We start from the raw sequence: 19,595 nt of genomic DNA, 5'->3' as shown, positions 1-19,595 counted from the left end.
TGGCTATAATCAGAACTGCATGTGCATGATTTCTTTATAGGCTTCCAGGGCTTTGGACCGTGTCTGTACCAGAAGGCGCATGGAAAGATCCGCCTCCTGAAGAGCCATCATGCCTTCGTGCAGATCCAGCTCTCCAAGCATGACCTTTTCCGCTGCAAGATCCGAAACATTCTGCAGGGTATTCACCTCACGAACGGCACTGTTAAGACGCTCGGAAAAACTCATGCCGGAAAAAGGGGGCAGAGCAGTGGCGGAAATCTGCCCTGTATCTGCAACCGGAAGAGAAAAAAAACGGTTATTTACGGGATTCATTCTGTTCTCCTTTTCCAAGAGTATATACCCGGCAAGGACTCTTTGTCTGGGCTGTAGAAATTTCAAATTTCAAGTATTCGCCTCCCTGCATACTACACAGCACAGAGAGAGTCCGGCACGCCACGATAAAGGCAACTACTTACCAATTTCCAGTGCCTTCATCATCATGGCCTTGGTGTTGTTCATTACCGTAATACTGGCTTCATAAGCCCTTCTGGCCACCAGCATATCCGCCATTTCCGTGAGGTGATCCACATTGGGCATGGCCACATAACCCGTCACAGGGTCCGCATCCGGATGGCTGGGATTGTATACAAGACGAAAATCCTCCTGGGACTGCACCACATCGGTAACCTTAACGCCCCGCTGATCCCCCCCCCTGTCCCTTTCCCGCTCAAACATCTCATAAAATCCTAAGTCATCATAATTCTCCCTGGCTTCTGCCTTCTGCAGACCCAGAGGAATCTCCTCCAGCTGACGCCCCTCATAAACCACCATTTTCCGGCGATAGGGTCCACCTTCCTCCGTCCGGGTGGTGTCCACATTGGCGAGGTTCTGGGCAATGACGTTCATTTTCATCCGGTGTGCGGAAAGGGCCGTACCGCCAATTTTAAAAGACTTGATCAGATCTGTCATCAGCTGCCTCCTTCGGCAATGGCATGACGGAGGATGGTCATCTTTCTCACCATCATTTCAGCCGTTGTCCTGTATTTCATATTGTTTTCCACAAGATTACTCATCTCCTCATCAATATCCACCGAGTCCAGATGATAGGCATCGGCATTGTCATATATGGATGCCCGTATGGGGTCCGGAAGCGGACCGGCGTCCAGATGCTTTTCATGGGTCATGGCCACCTCCCTTGGAGGAGGACCGGCCATGGCCTGTTTCAGGGTTGCATTAAAATCCAGATCCCTCGGCTTGTAATGGATCGTATCCACATTGGCCACATTGGCAGAAATCAGGCTATGACGAAAACTGGAAACATCCAGCCCCTTGCCCATCATATTGTAGGTGGAATCAAATAAACGGTGACCGCCCAAAAGGCACCTCCTTTCTCTAAGGACAGATAATCAATCCTGCCCTGAAAAATATGCAACAGATGTGCCATAAAAAAAGCCCCGCTGGACAGCGGAGCTGAATGATTGGTACTTACGTAACTGTTCAGCACAGTTTATCCCAAACTGCCAATGCTGTAATTGCAGCAGCTTCGTACTATTGCAAGGCTCCTTGGCTATTTGCAAGTGACATTGCAATCGTTTCGGATTAGAGCTTTGCAGGCCTGTGCGAAAGAAGCGGCAAACTGTCTGAGCCGCCACAAAGGCAGCGTACCAAGGCCTGCTATGGTAATCAAAAAGCTTATCCTGCCTTTGGCGGGGAGTTTTTGCCGCTTCCGCACAGGGCAAGAAGCTTCCGAATAAGATTGCGTCACGGGCAAATAGCCTGGGGCCTGTGCATCTGTCTTGCAGCTATAGTACTTGGAAAACTGTGCTAAACAATTAAACGCTTACAATTATTGAAGTAAAATCAAACCGCAGCCGTCATATCCGGATCATTTTTATATTCATTGAGCTTGTTACGCAGGGTACGTACGCTGATCCCCAGAAGCTGGGCCGCATGGGTACGGTTTCCGTCAAAACGTTTCAGGGTATGGAAAATCATCTGCTTTTCCACCTCCTTTAAAGGAGCATCCAGAAAAGCTTCGGGCAGAGACCAGGAACCTTCCGCAAGGCCCGGGGAGAGACTGTGGGGAAGATCTTCTTCCAGCAGAAGGTCCGCAATCTTGATATCAGTACCGTCACAAAGAAGTACTGCACGACGGATCACGTTTTCAAGCTCCCGGACATTACCCGTGAAAGTGACGGAAGTTAAACAGTTTAAAGCCTCGTCCGTCAAACCCTTGACACTCCGCCCATCCTCTGCATTATACTTTTCAATAAAATGGCGAGCCAGCAGGGGAATATCTCCGGGACGTTCCCGCAATGGCGGAATACGAAGGGGGATGGTATTCAGTCTGTGATAAAGATCTTCCCGGAAAATACCCTCTTCCATGGCCTCCCGAAGATCCCTGTTGGTGGTGGCCACAATCCGAACATCCACATGGACAGGCCGCAAACCACCAACCCGGTCCACGGCGCCTTCCTGCAACACCCTCAAAAGCTTGGCCTGCAGATGTACGGGCATTTCCGTAACCTCATCCAGAAGAAGGGTTCCCCCATGGGCCAGCTCAAACTTTCCTTCCTTGCGGAAAGTCGCCCCTGTAAAGGCGCCTTTTTCATGACCGAAAAGCTCACTCTCCAGAAGATTTTCCGGCAGGGCCGCACAGTTAATAGCCACAAAGGCTCCCTGCCTTCTGGGGCTGTTATCATGCACCATACGGGCAAAAAGCTCCTTACCCGTACCGGACTCACCCTGAATAAAAACCGGGGCACGGCTGGCTGCAACCCTCAGGGTCAGATCCACAAGGCGCTGCATCCCAGGATCCTGGGTCACCAGACTTCTGCCGGATACAGGCATGGCTTTTTCCCCGAAAATCCCGGTGAAAATTTTTTGCAGACGATCCTCTTCCAGGGGCAGCAGCATGAAATCCAGGGCACCAGCACGAATGCAATCCACAGCCAGCTCCACATCCACGCTGCCAGAAAGTACCAGCACAGGAATCCGGCTGGACACCGCCTGCGCCACAAAGGGCAGTGGGTTCTTTCCATCCTCCCATACACCCACAACCAGGCTGGGAGCCTGGGACTGCATCAGCTGCAGGGCTTCTGTTTCCGTTCTTCCTGGACGCACCGAACAACTACAGTTTTCCAACATACGGTTCAGGGAATCACGGACTCCGGAGTCAGAAGCAAAAATCACGGCCTGTCGTGAACTCGTCATGATAAAACCCTGTATTATTAATAAAATACATCAGGACACATATCTTGAAAACAGGTGTCAGTACCATCGCCTTAACCAGACAGCAAACTTCAATCAGGAATCCAGCAACTTATTTTCTATACGCATTCCAGCCAGACGTTCCCGGGCCATGGAACCCCAGAGAGGATCCGCATCCTCAATTAAAAACTCATACAAACGCCTTGCATCCACCGTATCTCCTGTTCTCTCAAGAACTTCTGCAAGCCTGAAACGTACGGCATTCCTATCTGCCACAGCGATACCCGGTATGGCTTCAGCCTTCCCATAGGCCCCTGAGGCTTCTGCATATTTTCCCTGAGCCACACGTGCCTCTCCCAGAGAACGCAGAATGGTAAAATGAAGATCTGGGGAATCTTGACTTTCCAGGTCTGAAAATGCAAGGGCCCTTTCCAGAATTTCTGCTTCTTTCTGCCTTTGCCCCTTCTCCCTGAGGATTTTTGCAGCAGAGAAAAGGAAAACCACCTTATTTTCAGCGGTTTCGGCCAGACTGGCTGCATCCTGATACGCCTTGAGGGCAGCATCCAGCTCACCCGTTTCCAGACGAATATCTCCAATATGGCCCAGAGCAAGGGAACTGCGCAGTGGATCACCGGGAACAGCCCTTAAAAAAAGAGTGAGCTGGGCCAGAGCCATTTCTCCGTCTCCCGCCCCTTTTGCTGCCACGCCATACCTGAAACGAATCTCAGGAGGTACCGCTGCTCCGCCAAAAAGCATTTCAGCCCTGCGGTAGTGATTCACAGCCTGGGGGTAAAGATGCCCTTCCAGAAAAGCCCTGCCAACCTGGGCATGCAGCTCAGGCTTTTCCATTTCATACAAGGGCCCTTTTTCCATTTCATAGCGACGTATCACTTCAGGATAAAGACCGACAGAAAGAAACTCATCAAAAAGAGCTTCAAGGCTGCGCCCCATCAAATCCAACGCCCCCCTGCGAAGTGCCCTGGGATCTGCGACCAGAAGCCTGCGGATCAGATTCACACTGGCACTGTACTCGCCTGCTTCATAACGGGACTCGGCCAGACGCATCAGAGCCAGACGTGCAAGGGGATGGTCAGGATAGTCACGGATGACCATCTCAAAAAGTTCATCTTTTTTTTCTCTGTCCTCAAGGAGTTCCGCAAGACGGATGGAGCTGATGACAAAGCCGTCACTTCCAGGGAAAAGCTCCCGGACAAACTCATAGAGCTTTTTCGCCTTATCCTTTTCCTCCAGAAAAGCATAGGAATCAGCAATGCGGGTAAGGACCAGGGACCGCTCCGCCATATCCGGAAAATCATTGTATGCCCGTGTAAGGGATTCAATGGCCTTAGCATAGGAACCTGTATGGAAATGGCTGTTGCCCACAAGGAGCAGCAGGTCTTTGTCTTTAAATATTCTGTCGGGAGTTTCATGGAGCAACGTTTCCAGCATTTTCAGGGTATCAAAATATCTTTTTCTTTCAAAGAGCAGCCGCCCCAGCTCCATTCTGGCATCCTGAGCGAAAACCGTATCCCCGTAACTGGCCACAAGGTCCCTGAGCAGGGGCTCAGCTTCGTCAAGGCGCTGGATACGCATATACATCCTGCCAAGATTCAAAAGGATCTCTGGCATCCCGGCAAACTCAGGTTCCTTTTCCCGCAGCAGCTCAAAATAGCCCATCCCCACAGGGTCATTGCCCATCCTGTGATACAGAACCCCTAGCATGGCGTAGGCCCATGGCAAATAATCAGAGCCGGGGTTTTTCATCGCAAGGGAAACCAGATTCCTTGCCAGAGCAAGCTGTTCCACAGGCCTTAGCACAGAGTCAAAATCACACCAGGCACTTAAATAGTCAAAAACATCCCCGCATCCGTCCATCAGGCCCTGAGCCAGAGTATCCAGTCCCTGGCCGCACATCCCTTCACGGATGTTCCGCACTGCAACCCGCACATGGACGCCACCTCCGCAGGGAGAAGCAAGCACCGCATCCAGAAGCGTATCAATGCCGCCATAACCATCAAGGTCCAGCGGGGATTTCTCCTCCTGAAGAGATTCCACACGAATGGACTTTGCCCTGTCTCTGGCAACGGCAACCCTGTCCGCTTCAGGATCCGCAGGCTTCACTTCCCTCAAAGCCGTGTCCACACGCCTGCGCTGTTCAAGGCTGCCCCGGGGGACTTTATGTACCTGCTGAACTTCCGGATACAGATAAATTTCCAGAATCCGTACCCCACCCCGCCAGCGGGTTTCCACGGAACGAATGGCAGGGCCTGTTTCCACAATAAGGGTGGCATCCCCGTCCGCTGTTCTTTTATAAACGATACGCTGCACAACGGGAAGGGCCGAACCACTTCGTGCCAGATCCCTTGCCACAGAAGCTCCGGCCAGCGCCACCACAAGCTCCCTTGGCCCCGTCTGAAAAACCCGCCACTGCACATCCCTGTCAAAACGCAGGGCAATCCGGGCAGGATTTTCAGCAAGCTCTATTCCTTCCAACAAAGATGCGGCTGCTACCGGAAGGACCAGCATGAAGAAGAATATCCCCCCCAGCCAGACCCGGCATAACATTTTCATGAATTTGACCATAAGGATTCGATCCATGGACAACCGCCTCGTTCAATACCCGGTTTCTGCCTCCTTGAAGACAGGCTTTTAGAACAGCAGCCTTCCGGCTTTCAAAATCCATCAACCACAAATAACTTTTACATCAAGCAGAACCGAAGCTGCAATAAGGGTAAAAACCTTCGGGCAGGTCCGGTGGGCTGCAAAAGCTAATGCCCTGATATTTGCAAAGAAGGTGCCACTATGCACAATTAATGCACAGCTGTAGAAAAATGGCGTTTCCAAAAAAAAACCGGCGGTTTTGCCGCCGGTGACCGTGTCATAAATCCAACACCTCTGCCAAAAAGACCCGACGCTGACTAAAAAAACCCATCGGCATACGGGAGCAAAAACTTTTATCTTAAAAAAAATCCAGATCCGTTGGCAGAGGTTCTTCCCGCACAATCTGCAGTTTTTTTATCTTTTCCACAAGGGTGGTACGGTTCATCTTCAAAAGGGCTGCAGCCTTGGCCTTCACCCAGCCACAACGGTTAAGGGCCTCAATAATCAGGGTTTTCTGATACAGATCCACAGCTTCGGCAAAACCCATTCCATTATGCAAAGGATTTAAAGCCAGTACCCGCTCCGGAGTACGGATTCCCCTGACGGATTCCGGAAGGTCCTCTTCGCCGATAAGGGAAAACTCACTCATGACGGCCATACGTTCCATCATATTCTCCAGCTCCCGGATATTTCCGGGCCACTCGTAGGCCAGAAGGAGATCCTGAGCCGCCGGAGAAAATGTTTTAGTTTCTTCATCAAAACGGGCAGCCAGACGATCGAGAAAATAGCTGCACAAAAGGGGGATATCCTCTTTGCGCTCCCTTAAGGGCGGCACTTTAATGGGGATAACGTTCAGGCGGTAGTAAAGATCCTCCCGGAAATCACCGGTGCCAATGGCAGACACAAGATCCCTGTGGGTGGCCGACAGCACGCGCATATCCACATGAATGGACTGGGTACCCCCAACACGTTCAAAGGTCTGTTCCTGTATGGCACGGAGCAGCTTGACCTGAAGCCCCGGACTCATATCCCCGATTTCATCGAGGAAGATGGTCCCTCCATGGGCCATTTCAAAGCGCCCCATACGACTGCGGTGGGCACCTGTAAAAGCTCCTTTTTCATGACCGAAAAGTTCTGATTCCAGAAGCTCCCCTGGAATAGCACCACAGTTAATCACTACCAGAGGGCCATTTTTTCGGGAACTCATATGATGAATGGCCCGGGCAATCAATTCCTTCCCAGTACCGGATTCTCCGGTGATAAGAACGGAACTGTCCGTTGCAGCCACTTTCCCGATGGTCTTGAAAACCCTTTGCATCGGAGCACTCTGCCCCACAAGGCCCATAAAAGACAGGGGAGTTTCCCCACGACAGGTATCTTCCGATAAAAGTTCCCGCTGCATCACTCCAAGACTCATCTAAACGCATCCGATCCGGCTACGGTAACCCGCAAGCCTGTTTCATGCCCCGGCCCAACTTCCACCCTGTTCATTACAGCACAATTATCTTAATGGTATAAAAAGATAATCAAAAAAATACCCTTGAAGAAAAATCACAAAAGCTGCCTATGCTTATTTTGCAAGAATTTTTTCTATCTTCTCAGATATGGACTCAGCAGTGAAAGGCTTCACAACATAATTGGAAACCCCAGCCTGCACCGCCTCCACAACATTCTGCTTCTGGGCTTCCGCCGTTACCATGAGAAAGGGAATATCTTTGTAATCATCCATCCCTCTGACTGTCTTGAGAAGTTCAAGTCCTGACATTTTCGGCATATTCCAGTCTGAAATAATCAGATCAAACTTTCCTTTTTTCAACTCTTCCAAAGCCGTTGTTCCGTCATCAGCCTCAGTGATATTAGTAAAACCAAGCTGCTTGAGAATATTCTTCAAGATACGACGCATGGTGGCAAAGTCATCAACGCAAAGGATTCTAATGGAAGTATCCATGGGAAATAAGCTCCTTTTCTTGCAGTATTTGCAGCCAAATTGAGAAGTTACTTTTCCAGACAGACTTCAATTGTAAACTGTCCGCCCTCCGTTGTGAAGGGAATGGCAATCTTAGGTCCATCCGTATAATGGGTAATGGTATGATTCTTACCGCTGACCACAGAGGGAATTGCCGCTTCAAAAACCTTGCCCAGCCCTTCCAGCTCCCGACGGGCCTGACCGGATATCATATTGGTAATCTCACCCACTGCATCGGCCACCTCACTGTTAAGCTCCGTCATGGGTTCTCCGAACATATTGGAAACCACCTTTAAAATAGAACCTTCGTCAAAGGTAACGGCTATGGTGCCATTGGCAGCACCGGTCAGTCCGATAACCCCGGTAACATCTCCCCGGGCCACATCTTCCTTTTTTAAAAAAGGCTTACCCGGCTTTGATTTAACAAAGGCCATGGTTTCCAGCACATTGATGGTTGCGTTGATAAAAGGATTGATCAGTGTTGCATCCATGCAGGATTCCTCTCTGATACATTTTTTCTGTATATTATAAAATAACGTTTCTGACACGCCCTGACTGTAATCTGTCGTTCTTCATACTTTAAATGCCATGCTCAAAAAAACCACAAGACGGTGATCCATATTTTATCCATTATAAACCACCACCATTATCACTATTATAAAGTACCACATTCCGTAAATGGGTAAAAGTTTCCAGATCCATTTCAAAGAATTCTACGCCCACCCCCTTATTAACAATGCGTGCAATTTTACCCTTCATGAAAAGACGGATCGGCTCTTCCATACCGGAAAGCTGGATCTCCACACGGCATTCCGTTCCTTCTTTTAAAGGAACTTCCGTAGCAACAAAAACCCCCTTCTGGCTCAGGTCCAGAGAACTCCCCTCAACACGAATCTCATGTTCCCCCACATGAAGACGCACCTCGGTCTCAAAGGCCACCCGCTTCATCCGTCGCCTTTCACCCATACCATCCACTGTTTCAACCATATGGCCTCCTTCATGGAAACATCATTCGCCGTCATGACTTTCAGGCAGATCAAACCTTGTTTTCATTTTTTTCACACATTTATTTTGAAGACCTGCATAAAAAACACAGATGTTCATCTTCTGTCATGCAAGCCGCCCATCCTGGCCCAGCCGTAAAAAAACATCCAGTATTTCAGGGTCAAACTGTTTTCCCCGTACTTCCTGCATCACAGAAAAAATATCCTTTTCTGCCATACGTCTGCGGTAGGCACGATCCGAAGCCATGGCATCGTAGGCATCCGCAACACTGAGAATACGGGCCAAAAAAGGAATTTCCTTCCCGGAAAGCCCCTTGGGATAGCCAGTGCCATCATAACGCTCGTGGTGGTACAGAATAATTTCCTGCTCACGGTTCCAGAGTCCGAGTTTACTCACTATGCCCGCACCAATAACCGGATGCTCCTTGATGGCCTCATATTCAGCATCATTCAGGCGACCAGGTTTAAGCAGCACCTCATCCCGCACACCAATTTTACCAATGTCATGCAGGCGACCGGCAAAAAGCAGGACATCCAGAGATTCCGCATCCAGCCCCAGCTCCCTGCCCAGAAGAACGGAAAGATCGGCAACCCGGTTCGAATGCTGCTGGGTATAGGCATCCTTGGCTTCTATGGCAGAAACAAAAGCATAGAGGGTTGCAAAAAGATTTTCATAAATATTTTCATACAATGCAAGGTTTTCTATGGCATGGGCCGCATGCACCGCCATGGCACTGGCATAATAAAGATCCTTATCAACAAAGGCACCCCCGGATTTTTCCCTGACCGCATAAAGAAGGCCAAAGACTTTTTCCCTGATTTTGAGGGGAATAACCATTGCAGAACCCACATTATCCGGCAGAGATCCATCCATGGGATTATTTTTCAAAAGAAAAGGAAGACCGTCCGATGCCACATCCTGCAGCAGCATTGACAGGCCGGAATCCGGACCGCCTGCCCCCGGAACCATTCCCGAAACCGCAGCCACTTCTCTGGGAAAAGGAAAAAGATCATTTACCACATAAAACCAGGCAGCACTTGCAAAACAGAACTCACGGGCCATATCGACCAGGCGGCGGAACACATCCCCGCTTTCCGGAACATGGGTGAAGGCATCCATGATACGGTTCAGAATTCCCAGCTCCGAAACACGGGCTTCCAGATCCCTGTTCAGACTTTCCAGCTGAACCTTGCGGGCCACCTCCTCTTTCAGAAGAAGGTTTTCCACAAAAAGCCTGCGTTCCCGCAGCACCCGCTTTACACAAAGATCCATCTGATTGAGATTCACAGGCTTGATCAGAAAATCCACAACACCATTTTTTAAGGTCCGGATGGTATTTTCTAAAGAAGGGTATCCAGTCATGACCACAACAGGCAGTGTATTATCCATGCGCCGGATATGTTCAGCCAGCTCAAGTCCGTCCATTTCCGGCATATTTATATCCGTAAAACAGCATCCAATACGTTCTTTTTCTAAGATTTCAAGGGCCTTAACGCCATTCACCGCCGTAAAGACCCGGTACCCTTTATGCTGAAAAAATTCCTGAGCAATTTCAAGAATACTTATTTCATCATCAACAAAAAGAATAGTTTCTTTTTTATCCTCTTTTCCCATGCCCTGGCATCCTTTTTCAGACACATACATCAAAAAATGCATACGGATGATTCAACATACAAAACAATAATACTGAAAGCAGAACCCGCATACAGGACAAAAAATGATCCTCTGCTGTCATTGTATTGAAAAATTCAAAAAAAGCTGGTTTTCATGCGGTCTCTGTCCTAAGACAGACTTACGACAACAACCGGGGGCTTCTGTACCGGAATAGCGGAAAGCCGTGCCCTCAAGGAACCATCTCCTGTAATTCCAAATGCAGAATTTTATTCTATCATGCAGACCACATCCTTTTCAACCGGGAATACCAATTCCCTCCCTATACTCCGGCTGAGCCGGGACCTTGAGGTACTCCGCCTGCCGGAGCAACTGAAAGAAGATCTGTGCCGGACACTCCGCATGGAAAACCCGAAATGGCTGGAAAATCAGCGCATGGGAAGATGGAACGGCAACACTGCAAAACACCTTTTTTTTTATACCGAAGAAAAAGAAGGCTCCCTTCGTATCCCAAGGGGATTTACCCGAAGTCTTATGCTGATGCTCCGCAGCCACAATCTCTCCTGGGAACTGGAAGACCAACGCCTCTGCCTTCCGGAAGTTGAATTTAATTTTACAGGAACCCTCAAAGATTTCCAGAAGCAGGCCGTCTCTGCCATGGCTGCCAAAGAATTCGGCACCCTCAATGCCCCTACGGGTGCAGGAAAAACCGTCATGGCTCTGGCTCTGGTGGCCGCAAGGAAACAACCAGCCCTCATTGTGGTCCACACCCGGGAGCTGGCCCTGCAATGGGCATCCCGCATTGAACAGTTTCTGGGCATTCCCAAAGACCTTATAGGCATGATCGGCGGCGGAAAAAACCGGACCGGAGAAAAAATTACCGTGGCCCTCGTCCAGAGCCTTGTAAAAAATAAAGAAGAAATCAGCCCCCATATTGGCCACATCATTGTGGACGAGTGCCACAGGACACCTTCAAAAACCTTCACAGACGCCGTTTCCGCCTTTCCCGCCCGTTACAGCCTTGGGCTCTCAGCCACCCTTTTTCGAAGAGATAATCTGGCCCGGCTTATTTTCTGGTATCTGGGCGACGTTCATCACGCTGTAGACTCCAGAAAGCTGGTCCGGAACGGGGATATTCTGGCAGCGGAGGTCCATTTCCGGAAAACGGATTTCAAACCCTTCCACGACCCCGTAACAGCTTACGCAAAAATGATGAAGGAACTCATCACGGACAAAGACAGAAACCATCTCATTGCCGAAGATGTGGCCCGGCAGTGCCGCATACACGGAGATGGTGTGATGCTGGTTCTCTCCGACAGACGTCAGCATTGTGAAATTCTCCACGGCCTGCTCCGTTATGGCCATAAAATCCAGGCATCCCTGCTCACCGGAGATCTCAAGGCGGCGGAAAGAAAAGAAGTCATGGAGGACCTGGATGCAGGTGAAGTACAGGTGCTGGTGGCCACAGGCCAGCTCATTGGTGAGGGTTTTGACTGCAGAGATCTCTCCACCCTGTTTCTCGCCACGCCCATCCGTTTTTCCGGTCGTCTCCTGCAATACCTCGGCCGAATCCTTAGACCTTCGGACGAAAAAAAAACCGCAAGGGTTTTTGATTACGTGGATATCAATGTGGATGTTCTCACGTCCATGGCCCGGCATCGCCTCCGTGTTTACGGTGAGAATCAGAATAAAGACGAGTGGAACAGACTCTTCCCAGAAGATTATTCATAATAAAATAGAATTCTGATAATTTTATTCTTGACCAAGATGGCAAAACAGGAATACCATGCCCTTAAAAATGGCCCTGATCAAGGGCCGTATCCCGAGAAAGCAAGAAAGAAAAACAGCATGATCGATGATATCAGTCTGCAGATTCTGAAAATACTTCAGGAAAAGGCCAGGATTCCCAATGTGGAAGTGGCCCGGCAGGTGGGCCTTGCTCCCTCAGCAGTACTGGAACGTATCCGGAAACTGGAAAAACAGGGTATCATAGACGGCTATGAAGTCCGTCTGAACCCTGAAAAACTGCACCGGAATCTGGTGGCCTTTTTACAGATCTCCCTTGTCCGACCGGAAGCATATGAGGATGTGGCTGCGGCACTGACAGCCCTTCCCGACACCCAGGAGGTACATTTTGTCTCCGGAGATGATGTCTTTCTTGTGAAAATGCGCAGCTCCTGTGTTGCAGAACTTCACCATACGATTCAAAAACAGATTGCAGGCCTTCCGGGCATTGCAAGGGTCAATACGCGGATTGCCCTGGCCACCCACAAGGAAAGCGCCACAATTCCGCTGGATGCCATCAGCCCTGAAACCCGCAGCAGCACAGTATAAAAAAGGTAACTGTTCAGCGTAGTTTTCTAAGTACCATAGCTGCAAGACAGATGCACAGGCCCCAGGCTATTTGCCCATGACGCAATCTTATTCGGGAGCTTCTTGCCCTGTGCGGAAGCGGCAAAAACTCCCCGCCACAGGCAGAATAAGCTTTTTGATTGCCATAGCAGGCTTAAGCACGCTGCCTTTGTGGCGGCTCAGACAGCTTGCCGCTTTTATTAGCACTCCGGCACTCAAGCTTGCAAAAGCCCATTGTTTTCATCGCAGGCTCTGGGTTTCTGGCTTGAGTGCCGGACAAAGCTCTGATCCGAAACGATTGCAATGTCACTTGCAAATAGCCATGGAGCCTTGCAATAGTACGAAGCTGCTGCAATTACAGCATTGGCAGTTTGGAATAAACCGTTCTGAATAATTACTAAAAAACATATAAAGCACTTTTGAAATAAAAGAGCCCCTCTGTCACAGCGATCTGAAAGGAGCCCCTTCCCATGCCCATGTCCGGAGAGTTCAAAGACCGTCTTTTTCCCCGGCTGCCTGAAATTGCAGCCCACTTTGGCACCCCTTTTCACATTTATGACGAAAAGGGCATTCTGGAAACCGGTGCAAAGCTGAAAAAACATTTCAGCGGGATTCCGGGTTTCAGGGAATATTATGCCGTCAAGGCCCTGCCCAATCCCTCCATCCTCAAACTCATGCAATCCATGGGATTTGGCTTTGACTGCAGCTCCAGAGCCGAACTGACCCTGGCAAGGAAGATCGGTGCAGGCCAGCAGGACATCCTGTTCACATCCAACAACACATCACAGGAAGATTTTGACATGGCCCTTGAAAACGGGGGCTGCATTCTCAACCTTGATGACATCAGTCTCATTCCCAAGGTTCCCGTGATGCCTGAAACCATCTGCTTCCGTTACAACCCCGGTCCCAGACGCACAGGAAATGCCATCATCGGTAATCCCGTGGAAGCCAAATACGGCATCACCCACGAACAGGTGATTCCCGCCTACAGGGCTGCCATGGAAAGGGGAGCCACCCGCTTTGGCATGCACACCATGGTGGTATCCAATGAGAGAAATTATACCTATATGGTGGAAACAGCACGCATGCTCCTCACCCTTGCGGCAGATACGGAAGATGCCCTGGGCATACGATTTGATTTCCTCAATATCGGAGGCGGGCTTGGCATTCCCTACAGACCGGAGGATTCACCGCTGGACCTGGAAGCCATGGGAAAAGAAGTCACAGCCCTTTTCAAAGATTTTGAAGAAAAACGGGGATACATGCCCGCCCTTTTCATGGAGTCCGGCCGTTTTATGACCGGTCCCCATGGCGTGCTGGTGACCCGGGCCATCAATCACAAGGAGACCTACCGCAGCTATGTTGGCGTAGATGCCTGCATGTCTTCGCTCATGCGACCGGGGATGTATGATGCCTACCACCATATCGATGTTCTGGGAAAAGACAGCAGCCCGACAGATCAGCCCGTGGACGTGGTAGGTGCCCTCTGTGAAAACAACGACAAGTTTGCAGTCCAGAGGCCCCTGCCCCCGGTGGAGGAAGGAGACCTTCTCGTCATCCATGACACCGGTGCCCACGGCCATGCCATGGGTTTCAACTACAACGGCCAGCTTAGGCCCCAGGAACTGCTCTTCCATGAAGACGGAGGCATCTCCCGCATACGCAGGGGAGAAACCATAGAGGATCTTTTTACCACCCTCACCTTTCAGGAAAGCAGGCTGAATCCGTGATTTTTAAAATCCTGTCCTAACTGCTCAGCATATTTTATTCAGCAATACCAGCATTGTAATTTCAGCAGCTTCGTACTATTGCAAGGCTCCATGGCTATTTGCAAGTGACGTTGCAATCGTTTCGGATCAGAGCTTTAAAGGCCTGTGCGTAAAGAATCGCCAACTGTCTGAAGTCGGCACAAAAGGCAGCGTACTTAAGTTTGATATGGAAATAAAAATGTTCATTCTGCCTGTGCCGACAAGTTTTGGCGATTCAGCACAGGGCAAGAAGCTCCCGAAGAAGATTGCGTCACGAGCAAATAGCTTGGGTGCCTGTCCATCTGTCTGCCAAGTATGATACTTAGAAAATTGTGCTGAACAATTACTTCCGACCAAACCATAAAGCCGGTTTTCCCTTCTGGAAAAACCGGCTTTATATATAGAGTAAAAAAACTGAATTCCTTAGATTGCGCCCGTATCCTTCAGGGCACAGAGAACAACCTTCTGCATGGCTTTTTCTTTAAAGTTTGCAGGGTTTTCAAGGTCCATCCGCTTGAGATAGGGCTTTGCCGATTCAGGAACAGATGCCATAAACTGACCGATAACACCCTTGGCTGCGGCAAACTTGCTGATCTCCGCCTTGGTCTTAAATGTTCTCAAAGCCTTGCCGATGGCAATTTCCTCGTCCGTAAAGACAGTACCAAAGGGGAAGGGTCCGAACAGGCCGTCCTTTTTATATGGCGCAATTACTTTCTCCAGCTTTTCAGGATAATTATTCCGGAAAGCATCGGGAATTTTGTAATCCGCCTCAATCTTGCCCGCCTGCTTGGCTTTTTCCAGCAGACCTTCCTGGAAACGGGAATCAGCCACATTCAAAAGCTGCTTGATAACATTCTTATCGGACTGCCCCCTGAGATCCGCAATACCATATTCCGTAATAATAATATCCCTCAGGTGACGGGGTACGGAGCAGTGACCGTAATTGAAAACAACATTGGAAACTGTTTTCGGACCTTCCCCGCGGGTGGCCCGGATCATAAGGGCACCCCTGGCATCCGCAAGGGCATGGGCCATGGCCACAAAGTTATACTGACCACCGATACCGGAAACCACCTTCAGGTTGTCCAGGCTGTCCGAAACAACCATGCCGGACAGGGTCACCATAAGACCCGCATTGATGAAACGGGCGTTTTTACGCTGCAACACCCTCAGCTCAAGGCTGCCGTACTTATTGTTTGAATAAAGCTGGTTTACATTGAGTACGCTGGTCATGTTAATCAGCGCCCTCTCTTCGTCACTCATTGCATTGAGTGTCTCATAAAGCTTCAGGGGCCCGAGATAGAAACCCGCATGGGCCCAGTAACCCTCCTTAAGCTTATCCCCCAGCATGGTTCCGGCAACAACCTTAAGGTTTTCCACATCTCCCATATCAGCAGACACGGTAGTGCCACCATCCACCAGCTTACCATCCTGATAGACAACACTCTCCTTCAGAACACCGAATCGCTTAAGGAAAGTCACATCCTTTTCCGTGAGTACCCGGTGCACACCGCCATCCACAATAATCTGACGGAAGCCTTCAGGAGTTACATTTCTGTCATCGGTAAAGAGACCGGCATTGACCACCCTCTGAATTCGGATATCATCATAGACCCTGCGGTTCATGATGCCTTCCTTATAAAGGTCCACAAAGGTGTCCACCAGCATTTCGGTGGATCCGTAAAGACCTTTTTTAAAGGGATCTGTTCCACCCCAAGTATCAATCATGTCCTTGTACTTGTCCATGATCCCTGCTTCGTTCAGCAGCTTCTTGTACTGATCATTATGCTTGTGGCGCACGGTGAGTCCATAGGTAATGGCATCACCCAGGGAGCCGATACCTATCTGCAGGGTGCCATCATCAGGAATCAGGGCACTGGCATGCAGGCCGATGCAGTAATCAATTGTATTGATGGATTCCTTGGGCGCTCCAAAAAGCCTGTAATCGCTCTGGGGGCTTTCCAGGATAGCATCAAAAACTTCAGGCTCCGTAACGGCATCACCGAACATGAAGGGGAGATTATTATTAATCTCACCAATGGCTATCCCTTTGAAACCCTTCTCGCATTTAGCCTTCATGATATCTACTGCATCAATGGCCGTATCCGCATTACATCCCACAGAGTACTTGAGCTGCCCATTGATCTCTTTTTTGCCCAGAAGGGCTCCCGCCACATTCATGCCGTTGAGGTTCACGTCACGGGCCGCATGGGTGTAATTACTGTTGATGTAGTTCTGCTGCATATGGGCATTATTCATGAATGCCCCGGCCTTATAGAAAAACTCGCTGATGGTCACATTGGGCGGCAGCTTCTTAAGGCGCATGTCCCTTGCATAATCCAGTTCCACATAGCCACCCCATACCCTTTCCACAAGGGGACCGAGAAAACGACGTTCCAGCTCGCTTCCCGGTACGGGGGGCTCCAGGGAAAGACCCGTAATGATATGCAGACTGATGCTCTGGTCTTTCTGGACGCGCCTGTACACCGCATTGAGGATATTATTGGGTTTTCCAAGACCCAGCTGTGTCCCGAACACCAGTTTTTTTCCCACATTCTCAATGATGAAATCCACCATCTGTTCAGGATCATTGAATATAACAGGTTTCTTCATACTTCCCCCCGCAGCTCTTTTTAGGTTGTTAAGGTGTTAAATATTTTCCCTTTGCACACTAAGCAAGACCGACCACTCTCACACCGTAAACATTATTCACTTTAAAAATTGAAAGTATCTTATATGCATAGACGCAGCAAAAGTCAACATTTCCCATCATGCATTAACACTACCCTTTTCCATGGCAACACAGCCACTACAGCATCACACCACCTGTCATTCAGGCTTCTTTATTAATTTTTACCCTTGAAAGAAGCATAGACCTTCCTTGGGATACAAAATAAAAAAAGGCTTTTTTAAAAGAAAAACAACAAAAAAAAGAGTGTTTTCAAAATTAAAGGACGCAAGCAGCCCTCAACAGGGCATAATATCAATTCAGCGCCCACCACAAAGAACTCAGTTTATACTTGACAGAAACAAAAAAGAATTTATATGACGCGCAAGCTATTATGCAAAATAAACTATATTTTCAATTGTTTGCATCTGATAACCGTGTTTACACAAAGAATCCTCAACTAAACCTAGAAGATATTGAAATGAGAGAACAAATATCTCATTATATCAAAAAAAACAGAAGTAATTAACGCAAAAATCAAAAAATTTAAATGAAAGGGAAAGTAATGAACCACCAGAAAGAGTATCAGCAGAAACTTGTTTCTGCGGAAGAAGCCGTTAAATGCATACGCTCCGGAGACCGGGTGGACTACAGTTTCATGACCACCAAGCCCATTGCCTGCGATGCGGCCCTGGCTGCCCGCAATGGAGAGCTGCAGGATGTGGAAGTATATGCGGCCATAACTGTGCTTCCTGTTCCGGAAGTGGTCAAGCATCCCCAGAGCTTCCATTACCACGACATGCACTTCAGCAAAATCAGCCGCATCATCCAGCGGGATTTCAACCTCTGCTATTATGTACCCATTATGTACCATGAGGCTGGGAAATGGCTGAGGGAAGGGATTGCAAGCCAACACCATGTTTTCATCGGTCAGGTCTGCCCCATGGATAAACACGGATACTTCAATTTTTCCATAACCAACTCCGCAAGCCTTGCCAATGCCCAGCACTGCGAAAAGGTCATACTGGAAATAAACCCCAACCTTCCCATAGCCCTGGGAGGTGCGGAAGAATCCATCCATATCTCTCAGGTGGATTATATAGTGGAAGTGAAGGAAGACATGCCCGTTTTTGAGGCTCCTGCAGCAGAGCCATCAGAGGTGGACCGGCAGATTGCCGCCAATGTCATGGGTTTCATCCATGATGGCTGCTGCATTCAGCTGGGAATTGGCGGAATGCCCGATGCCGTGGGGAAAATGATAGCCGCATCGGACCTGAAAAACCTTGGGGGCCATACGGAAATGCTGTCCGAGGCCTATGTGGACATGATTGAATCCGGACGCATGACGGGAATTCACAAGCCCTTTGACAAGTGCAGGGTGCCCTATACCTTTGCCCTTGGGCCTAAGCGTCTTTATGATTTCATCCATAACAACCCTGCGGTGGCTTCCTACCCGGCCCAGTACACCAATGACCCCCGCCGCATTGCCCAGATCGACAACTTCATTTCCATCAACAATGCAGTGGAAGTGGATCTCTACAGTCAGGTAAATGCGGAAAGTGCGGACATTCACCAGATTTCCGGCAACGGCGGTATGTGGGACTTTGTCATGGGTGCCCAGTGGTCCAAAGGTGGCAAAAGCCTTATCTGTCTGGCTTCCACCGCCACCAACAAGGAAGGCCAGCGCATCTCCCGCATTGTGCCCCACTTTGATCCCTGCTCCATCACCACCATTCCCCGCCAGCAGGTGGATACCATTGTTACAGAGTATGGTGTAGCCGAGGTCCGGGCCCGCTCAACATGGGAGCGCGCCGAAATGATGGTGAACATTGCCCACCCCGACTTCCGGGATGAGCTGATCAAAAAAGCCGAAGCCCAGAAAATCTGGAAGCGCTCCAATAAAAAGGATGCCTGATACGGCAAAAAATAGTTACTGTTCAGCACTATTTTCCAGGTATCATACCTGCCAGACAAATGCACAGGCACCAAGGCTATTTGCCCGTGACGCAATCTTATTCGGGAGCTTCTTCCCTCTGCGGAAGCGGCAAAAACTCGCCGCCACAGGCAGGATAAGCTTTTTGATTACCATGGCAAGCTTAAGCACGATGCCTTTGGGGCGGCTCAGACAGTTTGCCGCTTCTTATTAGCACTCCGGCACTCAAGCTCAATAAAGTTTTATTGTTCTAAATGATTGGCTTTGAATTTATGGCTTGAGTGCCGGACGAATCTCTGATCCGAAACGATTGCAATGTCACTTGCAAACAGCCAAGGTGCCTTGCATCGAGCACGAAGCTGCTGAAGCTACATCATTGATACATCTAAATAAAATGTGCTGAACAGCAACGCAGGTCCTGCTACGGCATCTTGTCATAAAGTAACTTATGCCGGATTCAAACTCATTTCGATCCGTGATGGGCTACTGGTCATTTTTTAAACTTCTGAATTAAAAGAACTA

The 19,595-nt window shown here is 49.3% G+C and carries 15 protein-coding genes; 4 read left to right on the top strand and 11 right to left on the bottom strand.

Going from position 1 to position 19,595, the window contains the following annotated elements:
- Positions 1-9: 9 nt before the first annotated feature.
- The 10 genes from fliE to FIM25_RS01415 all read right to left on the bottom strand — a co-directional run bounded on the left by fliE (position 10) and on the right by FIM25_RS01415 (position 10,375).
- Positions 10-312, bottom strand: coding sequence for a flagellar hook-basal body complex protein FliE (gene fliE, locus FIM25_RS01460; protein ID WP_139445419.1), 303 nt, complete (start codon positions 310-312; stop codon positions 10-12).
- Between the two features lie 135 nt (positions 313-447).
- The gene (gene flgC / locus FIM25_RS01455) at positions 448-948 is read right to left on the bottom strand and encodes a flagellar basal body rod protein FlgC (protein ID WP_218961209.1); all 501 of its coding nucleotides are present in this window, start codon (positions 946-948) and stop codon (positions 448-450) included.
- A complete protein-coding gene (gene flgB, locus FIM25_RS01450) occupies positions 948-1,355 on the bottom strand; it encodes a flagellar basal body rod protein FlgB (protein WP_139445418.1) in 408 nt (135 codons plus the stop codon). The genes flgC and flgB overlap by 1 nt, the downstream gene beginning before the upstream one ends.
- Positions 1,356-1,839: 484 nt before the next feature.
- Positions 1,840-3,192 (bottom strand): sigma-54 dependent transcriptional regulator, encoded by a 1,353-nt coding sequence (locus FIM25_RS01445; protein WP_139445415.1) that lies wholly within the window; start codon positions 3,190-3,192, stop codon positions 1,840-1,842.
- 93 nt (positions 3,193-3,285) lie between these two features.
- Positions 3,286-5,787, bottom strand: coding sequence for a tetratricopeptide repeat protein (locus FIM25_RS01440; protein ID WP_139445412.1), 2,502 nt, complete (start codon positions 5,785-5,787; stop codon positions 3,286-3,288).
- A 361-nt stretch (positions 5,788-6,148) separates the two neighbouring features.
- Positions 6,149-7,207: a sigma-54 interaction domain-containing protein gene (locus FIM25_RS01435; RefSeq protein ID WP_139445411.1), complete on the bottom strand. Its 1,059-nt coding sequence runs from the start codon at positions 7,205-7,207 to the stop codon at positions 6,149-6,151.
- Between the two features lie 153 nt (positions 7,208-7,360).
- The gene (locus FIM25_RS01430) at positions 7,361-7,738 is read right to left on the bottom strand and encodes a chemotaxis response regulator CheY (protein WP_139445408.1); all 378 of its coding nucleotides are present in this window, start codon (positions 7,736-7,738) and stop codon (positions 7,361-7,363) included.
- A 47-nt stretch (positions 7,739-7,785) separates the two neighbouring features.
- On the bottom strand, positions 7,786-8,247 hold the full coding sequence (locus tag FIM25_RS01425; RefSeq protein WP_139445405.1) for a chemotaxis protein CheX: 462 nt from the start codon (positions 8,245-8,247) through the stop codon (positions 7,786-7,788).
- Positions 8,248-8,386: 139 nt separating this feature from the next.
- Positions 8,387-8,743: a PilZ domain-containing protein gene (locus tag FIM25_RS01420; RefSeq protein ID WP_139445402.1), complete on the bottom strand. Its 357-nt coding sequence runs from the start codon at positions 8,741-8,743 to the stop codon at positions 8,387-8,389.
- A 123-nt stretch (positions 8,744-8,866) separates the two neighbouring features.
- Positions 8,867-10,375 (bottom strand): HD domain-containing phosphohydrolase, encoded by a 1,509-nt coding sequence (locus FIM25_RS01415; protein WP_139445399.1) that lies wholly within the window; start codon positions 10,373-10,375, stop codon positions 8,867-8,869.
- A 276-nt stretch (positions 10,376-10,651) separates the two neighbouring features.
- Between FIM25_RS01415 and FIM25_RS01410 the strand changes: the two genes are divergently transcribed.
- The 3 genes from FIM25_RS01410 (at position 10,652) to FIM25_RS01395 (ending at position 14,454) form a co-directional block, all read left to right on the top strand.
- Entirely contained in the window at positions 10,652-12,103 is a 1,452-nt protein-coding gene (locus FIM25_RS01410; protein ID WP_139445397.1) for a DEAD/DEAH box helicase, read from the top strand.
- Between the two features lie 117 nt (positions 12,104-12,220).
- The gene (locus FIM25_RS01405; protein WP_139445395.1) at positions 12,221-12,706 is read left to right on the top strand and encodes an Lrp/AsnC family transcriptional regulator; all 486 of its coding nucleotides are present in this window, start codon (positions 12,221-12,223) and stop codon (positions 12,704-12,706) included.
- Positions 12,707-13,194: 488 nt separating this feature from the next.
- Positions 13,195-14,454 (top strand): diaminopimelate decarboxylase, encoded by a 1,260-nt coding sequence (locus FIM25_RS01395; RefSeq protein ID WP_139445392.1) that lies wholly within the window; start codon positions 13,195-13,197, stop codon positions 14,452-14,454.
- A gap of 441 nt (positions 14,455-14,895) precedes the next feature.
- Here FIM25_RS01395 and FIM25_RS01390 read toward each other — a convergent pair whose 3' ends face one another.
- Positions 14,896-17,085: an acetyl-CoA hydrolase/transferase C-terminal domain-containing protein gene (locus FIM25_RS01390; RefSeq protein ID WP_139445391.1), complete on the bottom strand. Its 2,190-nt coding sequence runs from the start codon at positions 17,083-17,085 to the stop codon at positions 14,896-14,898.
- A 620-nt stretch (positions 17,086-17,705) separates the two neighbouring features.
- Between FIM25_RS01390 and FIM25_RS01385 the strand changes: the two genes are divergently transcribed.
- Positions 17,706-19,055, top strand: a complete 1,350-nt coding sequence (locus tag FIM25_RS01385) for an acetyl-CoA hydrolase/transferase family protein (RefSeq protein ID WP_139445390.1) — start codon at positions 17,706-17,708, stop codon at positions 19,053-19,055.
- Positions 19,056-19,595: the final 540 nt, after the last annotated feature.

The sequence above is a fragment of the Desulfobotulus mexicanus genome, from assembly GCF_006175995.1.
GTDB classification, from domain to species: Bacteria; Desulfobacterota; Desulfobacteria; order Desulfobacterales; family ASO4-4; genus Desulfobotulus; species Desulfobotulus mexicanus.
This window is presented reverse-complemented; position numbering and strand designations above follow the sequence as displayed.

Excerpts from the sequence above, each read along its gene's own strand:
- FIM25_RS01385 (WP_139445390.1), top strand. The coding sequence starts at position 17,706 with ATGAACCACCAGAAAGAGTATCAGCAGAAACTTGTTTCTGCGGAAGAA.
- FIM25_RS01390 (WP_139445391.1), bottom strand. The coding sequence starts at position 17,085 with ATGAAGAAACCTGTTATATTCAATGATCCTGAACAGATGGTGGATTTC.
- fliE (WP_139445419.1), bottom strand. The coding sequence starts at position 312 with ATGAATCCCGTAAATAACCGTTTTTTTTCTCTTCCGGTTGCAGATACA.
- FIM25_RS01440 (WP_139445412.1), bottom strand. The coding sequence starts at position 5,787 with ATGGATCGAATCCTTATGGTCAAATTCATGAAAATGTTATGCCGGGTC.
- FIM25_RS01425 (WP_139445405.1), bottom strand. The coding sequence starts at position 8,247 with ATGGATGCAACACTGATCAATCCTTTTATCAACGCAACCATCAATGTG.
- FIM25_RS01410 (WP_139445397.1), top strand. The coding sequence starts at position 10,652 with ATGCAGACCACATCCTTTTCAACCGGGAATACCAATTCCCTCCCTATA.
- FIM25_RS01415 (WP_139445399.1), bottom strand. The coding sequence starts at position 10,375 with ATGGGAAAAGAGGATAAAAAAGAAACTATTCTTTTTGTTGATGATGAA.
- flgC (WP_218961209.1), bottom strand. The coding sequence starts at position 948 with ATGACAGATCTGATCAAGTCTTTTAAAATTGGCGGTACGGCCCTTTCC.
- FIM25_RS01395 (WP_139445392.1), top strand. The coding sequence starts at position 13,195 with ATGCCCATGTCCGGAGAGTTCAAAGACCGTCTTTTTCCCCGGCTGCCT.
- FIM25_RS01430 (WP_139445408.1), bottom strand. The coding sequence starts at position 7,738 with ATGGATACTTCCATTAGAATCCTTTGCGTTGATGACTTTGCCACCATG.
- FIM25_RS01435 (WP_139445411.1), bottom strand. The coding sequence starts at position 7,207 with ATGAGTCTTGGAGTGATGCAGCGGGAACTTTTATCGGAAGATACCTGT.
- FIM25_RS01420 (WP_139445402.1), bottom strand. The coding sequence starts at position 8,743 with ATGGTTGAAACAGTGGATGGTATGGGTGAAAGGCGACGGATGAAGCGG.
- FIM25_RS01445 (WP_139445415.1), bottom strand. The coding sequence starts at position 3,192 with ATGACGAGTTCACGACAGGCCGTGATTTTTGCTTCTGACTCCGGAGTC.
- FIM25_RS01405 (WP_139445395.1), top strand. The coding sequence starts at position 12,221 with ATGATCGATGATATCAGTCTGCAGATTCTGAAAATACTTCAGGAAAAG.